At 55.6% G+C, this 6514-nt stretch carries 5 protein-coding genes; 4 read left to right on the top strand and 1 reads right to left on the bottom strand.

The genetic code is table 11. The annotated features are described in order from the left end of the window. The 4 genes from RMS95_RS08790 to RMS95_RS08805 form a co-directional block, all read left to right on the top strand. The coding region (locus tag RMS95_RS08790) for a porin (protein ID WP_310645379.1) at window positions 1-1213 on the top strand (1213 nt) is incomplete at its 5' end. Between the two features lie 608 nt (window positions 1214-1821). Continuing rightward, window positions 1822-3624, top strand: coding sequence for an FAD-dependent protein (locus RMS95_RS08795; protein ID WP_310645380.1), 1803 nt, complete (start codon window positions 1822-1824; stop codon window positions 3622-3624). 86 nt (window positions 3625-3710) lie between these two features. Further along, a complete protein-coding gene (gene cysK / locus RMS95_RS08800) occupies window positions 3711-4628 on the top strand; it encodes a cysteine synthase A (protein WP_310645381.1) in 918 nt (305 codons plus the stop codon). Between the two features lie 47 nt (window positions 4629-4675). Beyond that, a complete protein-coding gene (locus tag RMS95_RS08805) occupies window positions 4676-5122 on the top strand; it encodes an SRPBCC family protein (RefSeq protein ID WP_310645383.1) in 447 nt (148 codons plus the stop codon). Between the two features lie 49 nt (window positions 5123-5171). On the opposite strand, the gene RMS95_RS08810 is transcribed toward RMS95_RS08805, so the two are convergent. After that, window positions 5172-6326: a hypothetical protein gene (locus RMS95_RS08810; RefSeq protein WP_310645385.1), complete on the bottom strand. Its 1155-nt coding sequence runs from the start codon at window positions 6324-6326 to the stop codon at window positions 5172-5174. Window positions 6327-6514 lie beyond the last annotated feature (188 nt).

The following is a 6514-nucleotide window of genomic DNA, read 5'->3' on the forward strand; positions in this document are numbered from 1 at the left end:
AACCCTCGTTGCTATCGCAGCACTCGCCGCATTCGGCGCACAAGCTCAATCTTCTGTTCAGTTGGACGGTATTGCTGACGCTGGCTACCAAGCCATCAACTACAAAGGCAACAGCGTAGGCGGTTTTGGTGGTAACGGCTCTAGCACTTCACAATTGAACGTGCGCGGTACTGAAGACCTCGGTGGCGGCTTGAAAGCTTCTTTCCGTGTCGAAACAGACTGGAACATGGTTTCTAACAAAGCCAACACAGGCTTCGTTAACGCAACTAACACAACTGCGACTACAACATCGATTGCAGCACCTGTTACTTTGGCTAACGCAAACTCGGGCGGCGGCACCTTTGGTAACGGCGAGTTGCGTGTCGGCTTGGCAGGTTCGTTTGGTGAAGTGCAAATTGGTTCGCCTAACAACTTGACACTGGATGCCAACACAACAGGTCAATCATTCGGTACAGCAATTGGCTCAGGCTTTCGTGGCGTAACACGTACTGACTCAGGAGCAATGGGCGCTTCAGTTGTTCGTTTTGACAATGCTATCAAGTACATGACTCCTGCATACAGCGGCGTTTCAGGTTCGATTTACTACGTCAAGAAAAATGCAGCTCCTACAAGCGGCACTGCAGCAACAAGCTCGACAATTTCTCAAGCTTACGATTTCACAACAGCCGTCGGTGCGTTTGACTATGCTGGTATTCAAGAACTGAGCGTCAAATACGCAAATGGCCCACTCAATGCCATTTTTGTGAATCAAAAAACAGATGCTTTTGATATCGCAGGCTTGACAGGTTCGGCTGGTTTTACTAAGCGCAACCTTAATACTTTGGGTGTGAACTACACATTCGGAGCGACTACTGCTTATTTCCATAACCAGACTTTCAAATCTGAAACATCTGCTGGTGTTACTGCATCAGAAACTGCCTTCACAGCCGTGGGCGCTAAGTATGTAACTGGAGCACATACATTTATGGCTCAAACTGGTTCCTACCAGTTCAAGGCAACCAACAGCACAACACAAGCTACCATTGATTTGGTCGGTAAGAAATCAAAGTTGATGTCCGTTGGTTACGACTACAACTTGAGCAAAACCTCAGCTGTGTACGCTCGTTATGAATCAATCAATGACGAAGCAGGTGCAATCACCAAAGTTGCTACTATCGATGGTACTGACACAAAGCGTACACGTACAGCCTTGGGTCTCCGCGTCGCTTTCTAATCCCCGAGCTGGCTTAGCCAGTTGAGGATTAAACAAGTCTAAAACCCGCTACGGCAACGTGGCGGGTTTTTTATTGCCTGTACGAGTAATGGCGGCACACATTGCCTGTGTATCTATGGCGGTGATAGCGGCAAAGTCTGCCTGTATCTTTGCGGCATTAATGGCAAGTTGAGCATCAATGGCGATGTGTCGTTTCTAACACGACACCGACACTCAGGCCATAAAAAACCCGCACTAGGCGGGCTGGGTAAGGAGTGTCGTATTTAACACGACATCTATTAGATGGGCATAACACCACCGGCTTTGAGTCCTTCATGCATCACGTCATTTGTGTGTAGGTACGTAGCGTTTTGGGCTTGACTGGCACTACTGCTTACAGCCAAACACAAGGCACACACGCTACAAACTTCAAGCGTGTTCGTAGCATGCTCGGTTTGAACATGAACTTCTAATTCCCAAACTGGCTTAGCCAGTTAAGAATTTGAAAAGTCTAAAACCCCACCACTCGCAAGAGTGGTGGGGTTTTTAATTTGCACGCATGCCTCCGAGATCAAGAGATAATTAATGCCCTCGACATAACTTGCCCGATCACCACGGGCCACACGCTTGTGATTCGACTCTCCGAACTCAAACTCCCGCTGTCTGCCCTCCCCGTTGAAGAGCGCCGTGCCGCCGATGCACCCGCCGAAACCGAGGCAGACCGCCAGCTTGCGCCCCATCCCGTTGATGCACTGCGTGCCTTAGCAGCGGAGGCCTTGGGCATTTCCAAAGAAGCCATCGCCACCCTCGACGTGTTCAAGCGCAGCTTTGATGCGCGCAAGCAAAACCTGTTGGTGGTCTACATCGTGGACATCACGTTGGTCGATGCTTCGCAAGAAGCCGTGCTGCTCGCCAAGTACGACAAGAACTCACACATCCAAGCCACACCCGACATGTCGTGGCACGCGCCTGCCCATGCACCGGGCGACTGGGGCACGCAAGAGGGCGAACGCCCCGTGGTGGTGGGCTTTGGGCCTTGCGGCATGTTTGCGGCGCTGGTACTGGCACAAATGGGCTTCAAGCCCATCGTGATTGAGCGCGGCACCACCGTGCGTCAACGCACCAAAGACACCTGGGGCTTGTGGCGCAAAAAGATTTTGAACGTCGAGAGCAACGTGCAGTTTGGCGAAGGCGGTGCAGGCACGTTCTCAGACGGCAAGCTGTACAGCCAAATCAAAGACCCACGCCACTTGGGCCGCAAGGTGATGAACGAGTTTGTGCGCTTTGGTGCGCCCGAAGAAATTTTGTTCACCGCGCACCCGCACATCGGCACGTTCAAGCTGGTGAAGGTGGTGGAGAGCCTGCGCGAAGAAATCATTCGCCTAGGCGGTGAAATTCGCTTTGAACAGCGGGTGATCGACTTGGACTACGGGCCAGAACGTGCATTGCAAGGCTTGCGCATCTTGAACCTGGCCACCCAAGACACCTACACCTTGCCCGCCCGCCACGTGGTGATGGCGCTGGGCCACAGCGCCCGCGACACCTTCACCATGCTGCACCGCCATGCGGTGGCGATGGAAGCCAAACCGTTTTCAGTGGGCGTGCGCATTGAACACCCGCAAGGCGTGATTGACCGCGCCCGTTGGGGCCAACACGCAGGCCATCCGCTGCTCGGTGCCGCCGATTACAAACTCGTGCACCATGCCGAGAACGGCCGCGCCGTGTATAGCTTTTGCATGTGCCCAGGCGGCACCGTGGTGGCCGCCACCAGCGAGGCTGGCCGCGTGGTGACCAATGGCATGAGCCAATACTCGCGCAACGAGCGCAACGCCAATGCAGGCATCGTGGTGGGCATTGACCCCAGCGACTACCCCACCGACCCCGCGGCCTTTGAAGCCGAGCTGGGCCAAGAGCTTGGCAACGCTGTGCGTCACACCACACACGACGCGCCTGGCGGCTACCACCCGCTGGCAGGCTTGGTGCTGCAACGCCAACTCGAAGCCCACGCCTACACCTTGGGGGGCAGCACCTACGAAGCGCCCGCACAACTGGTGGGCGACTTTGTGGCAGACCGCGCATCGACGGCGTTGGGCAGCGTCGAGCCTTCGTACAAACCCGGCGTGAAAATGGTCAGCCTGAACAGCGCCTTGCCCAGCTACGCCATCACAGCCATGCGCGAAGCTCTGCCTGTGTTTGGCCGCAAGATCAAAGGCTTTGACATGCACGACGCCGTGATGACCGGCGTTGAAACCCGCACCTCCGCCCCATTGCGCATTGGTCGCGATGAGCTGTCGCTGCAAAGCCCGACCTTGGCAGGCTTGTATCCCGCAGGCGAAGGTGCAGGCTATGCGGGCGGCATTTTGTCGGCAGGGGTGGATGGCATCAAAGTGGGTGAGGCCGTGGCACGTCAGCTCATGGCCAGCTCGCGCTAAAAGAACGCTGCTGAAACCGCGCGACAGACCGCACCTTCAAAGCCACGTATATTTCAAACAAGACACAACACCTTCAGGAGCACCTCATGAAAGCCAACAGCGTTTTAGACACCATCGGTAACACGCCACACATTCGCATCAACCGGCTGTTTGGCAACACGCATCAGGTGTGGATCAAATCCGAGCGCACCAACCCCGGTGGCTCCATCAAAGACCGCATTGCCTTGGCCATGGTGGAAGCCGCTGAAAAGTCTGGCGCTCTCAAAGCAGGTGGCACCATCATCGAACCGACCTCGGGCAACACGGGTGTGGGCTTGGCGATGGTTGCCGCCGTCAAAGGCTACAAACTCATTTTGGTGATGCCCGACAGCATGAGCATTGAGCGCCGCCGCTTGATGTTGGCCTACGGCGCCTCGTTTGATTTGACGCCCCGCGAAAAGGGCATGAAGGGCGCCATCGCCCGCGCCGAAGAACTGGCCGCACAAACACCGGGCGCGTGGATTCCACAGCAGTTTGAGAACCCAGCCAACATTGAGGTGCACACACGCACCACCGCGCAAGAAATCATTGCGGACTTCCCAGAAGGCGTGGACGTGCTGATCACCGGCGTGGGCACCGGTGGTCACCTCACAGGTGCAGCCAAAGTGCTCAAAGCCAAGTGGCCCAACCTCAAGGTGTACGCGGTGGAGCCCACAGCGTCACCCGTGATTTCAGGCGGCTCGCCAGCGCCCCACCTCATCCAAGGCATTGGTGCGGGCTTCATTCCTAAAAACTTAGACACGTCGTTGCTCGACGGCGTGATTCAAGTCGAAGCCGATGCAGCCCGCGAAATGGGCCGCCGCAGCGCGGCTGAAGAAGGCTTGTTAGTGGGAATTTCGTCAGGTGCGACGCTGGCCGCGATTGCGCAAAAGCTACCAGAGATTCCAGCGGGTGCGACCGTGCTGGGCTTTAACTACGACACAGGCGAGCGTTACTTGTCGGTGGAAGGTTACTTGCCGGTTTAAGCGTTGCAGCGCTTAACAAACTTGGCGTTTTTTCAAGGGGGCCAGACATGTCCATTCGAAGTATTCACCTGCACCGCGTTTTAAAAACGTCACCCGACAAGGTCTATCGCGCTTTTCTAGAAGCCAGTGCTTTGGCCAAGTGGCTACCGCCCTATGGCTTCACTTGCACGGTCCATCACCTCGATGCAAAAGTGGGTGGCACCTTCCGCATGTCGTTTCACAACTTCGGCAGTGGCAACGGCCACTCGTTTGGCGGTGAGTACCTTGAGTTGGTGCCGAATGAACGCATCCGCTACAACGACAAGTTTGACGATGCCAACTTGCCAGGCACCATGGAGGTCACGGTTTCACTGACGCCTGTGATTTGCGGCACTGAGTTGAACGTCACCCAAGCCGGCATTCCAGACATGATCCCCTTGGAGATGTGTTATCTCGGCTGGCAAGAGTCGCTGGAGCAATTGGCCAAATTGGTGGAGCCAGATATTCCGGGCTAACGATTCAGAACTTGCAGCTTTGACAGCGTCCTAGATAGGCGCTGTTTTTTTATCGGTACAGCAAGCGATCCAAATCCGTCAGCTCAGCCCGCGCCTCTTTGGCCAGCTGCGCTTGCTCTTTGAGCCAACGTTTCAACTCCGCCTCATTCTGAATACGACGCAAATCACGCTCTAGCGTGTCCACCTCATGCTCTTTGTCACGCCGCTGAATGGCCAGCGCACGCACCAAGCTCTCGGCGCTGATATGGTCTAACTCGCGCACACCGAGGTAGTGACGAATTTCAAACTGCGCTTGTGCTTCGTCTTCTTCCAGCGCTTCCACTTGCTCTTTGAGCAGCAAGCACATGGCGTTCAGTTTGTCGTCCGCAATGCGGCTCAGGGCTGCACTGTCGATCTGTGCAATTTGCAATTGCAGCTTGAGCAACTCAGACAAGTTCTTGCGGTCATACGCGGCGTTGACTTCGCTCATCAGCGCGGTCTTGCGCAAGCGCTCGGCTTCTTCGGGCTCGCGGTCGGGGTGCAAAGCGCTGGCCAGCTGGCGGTACACGGTGCGCAGCGCGGTGTTGGCATCCATCTTTTGCTGCGCATCTTTGAGCTGACGCGCAGCTGGTTTTTTCTTGGCCTTCTTGGCTTGGCGTTTGTCTTCGAGTTGCTGCTGCTGTTCGCGGTATTGGCGCAGGCCTGCTTCAAACACGGCCTCTGCCGTGTGCAAGTCGTCTGCGCCATGCAAGGGCTTGCCAAACAAATCTTCAAACACGGCTTTGGCGTGCTCTGCACCGGCACGCGCTTCTTCGGCCAAAGCTTGTGCGTCTTCTTCGCTGTGGTGTTGGTTGAACACGGCTTGCACTTGGCCGTCTTTCTTATGCTCTAGCGCTTCGCACAGCGCAAGGATGATTTGCGTGGCGCTGCGTCGGTGCGAGGCCGTGAGCTCGGCTTGGTGCAAGCGGCCATCTAAAAACAACAAGAGGTTTTTGCGTGCGGCGTCTTCTTGGTTTTTCAACGCGCTCATGGCGTTCAAGTGACTGCTGCGGTGCTGCGTGGACAAAGCTTCTAGCGTGGCAATGGAATCAGACAACGCCGACACACGTGCCAACAAGGTATTGAAACGCTTTTGTGCAGGCGTCAGCTCAGCGGCGGGCTGAATGGCAACGGTCGCCACTGCTTGCGCGGGGGCGACCGTCCAGGGTGATGCGGGTTGGCTCACAGAAAAAACTTCATCTCAAACATGTCCTTGGCAACCGTCGTTCTTGGTTCGGCGGATTCAAGGACGAAGTGCAACAAAGATGAACTGGTTATAGGTGGCTGAGGATGCGAGAGCATCATGGCCGCTTTAACCGCCAAATCGAAATTGCCCAATGTACAAGCACCTCAGCCGAGAAGAACGATACCAAA

Source organism: Limnohabitans sp., assembly GCF_031539175.1.
Classification (GTDB): Bacteria; Pseudomonadota; Gammaproteobacteria; order Burkholderiales; family Burkholderiaceae_C; genus Limnohabitans.

Excerpts from the sequence above, each read along its gene's own strand:
- cysK (WP_310645381.1), top strand. The coding sequence starts at position 3,711 with ATGAAAGCCAACAGCGTTTTAGACACCATCGGTAACACGCCACACATT.
- RMS95_RS08805 (WP_310645383.1), top strand. The coding sequence starts at position 4,676 with ATGTCCATTCGAAGTATTCACCTGCACCGCGTTTTAAAAACGTCACCC.